The 956-nt window shown below is 70.3% G+C and carries 1 protein-coding gene; it reads right to left on the bottom strand.

The genetic code is table 11. The features are described 5' to 3' along the window. Positions 1 to 19: 19 nt before the first annotated feature. A protein-coding gene (locus Q0994_RS33865; protein ID WP_299542571.1) for an IS5 family transposase occupies positions 20 to 900 on the bottom strand; the annotation gives its coding sequence in 2 pieces (ribosomal slippage) (positions 20 to 540 and positions 540 to 900; 882 coding nt in all). Positions 901 to 956 lie beyond the last annotated feature (56 nt).

Below are 956 nucleotides of genomic sequence, written 5' to 3'. Positions count from 1 at the left end.
CTAGGGCGTGTCCGGCGGATCATGGGCGGAGCCATAAGCGGACTGCCGCTGCGGTGACCGTGCCGTGGAAGACGTAGGCCCTCTTGTCATAACGGGTGGCGACCGCGCGGGAGTTCTTGAGTCGGTTGATGGTCCGCTCGACCTCGTTGCGCCGCCGGTAGCGCTCGCGGTCGAAGCCGGCAGGTCGGCCGCCCGCGCTGCCTCTGCGCCGGCGGTGGGCCCGCTGGTCCCTCGGCTCGGGGATCGTGTGCTTGATGCGGCGTCTTCGCAGGTAGCGGCGATTTCGGCGGGAGCTGTAAGCCTTGTCGCCGCTGACATGATCGGGCCTGGTCCGGGGCCGCCCGACCAGCGGGCGGGGAACCCGGATCCGGTCCAGGACCTCGATCATCTGCGGGGCGTCACCCCACTGGCCCGGAGTGATCAGTAGAGCCATAGGACGGCAGCCGCCTTCACCGGCAAGGTGGATCTTGGAGGTCAGACCGCCCCGGGACCGCCCGAGTCCCTCATCGGGGCGGTGGTGCCGGGGCGTCGTCCTTTTTTCGGGACCCGTGGCCTGGCCTTGCGGGCGCCGGCCGCGTGCTGGTGGGCCCGGCAGGACGTCGAGTCGACGCCGACCATGCCCCAGTCGACCCGCCCGGCAAGGTCGGCGTCGGCCTGGACCGCCTGCAGGAGCCGGTCCCAGGTACCGTCCGCCGACCAGCGGCGATGCCGCTCGTAGACAGTCTTCCACGAGCCGTAGCGTTCCGGCAGGTCACGCCACGGAACGCCGGTCCGCACCCGGAACAGAACCCCGTTGAGCACGGTCCGGTGATCGTTCCACCGGCCGCCCCGGCCACCCGGCGAAGGCAGATGCGGCACCAGCAACGACCACTCGCGATTCGTCAGATCCCCCCGGCCCATGACCCAACCAACGAGCGACCGGTCGGAAAGTCACATGATCCGCCGGACACGTCCTA

Origin of the sequence: uncultured Streptomyces sp., assembly GCF_947488945.1 — a bacterium.
Lineage (GTDB): Bacteria > Actinomycetota > Actinomycetes > Streptomycetales > Streptomycetaceae > Streptomyces.
This window is presented reverse-complemented; position numbering and strand designations above follow the sequence as displayed.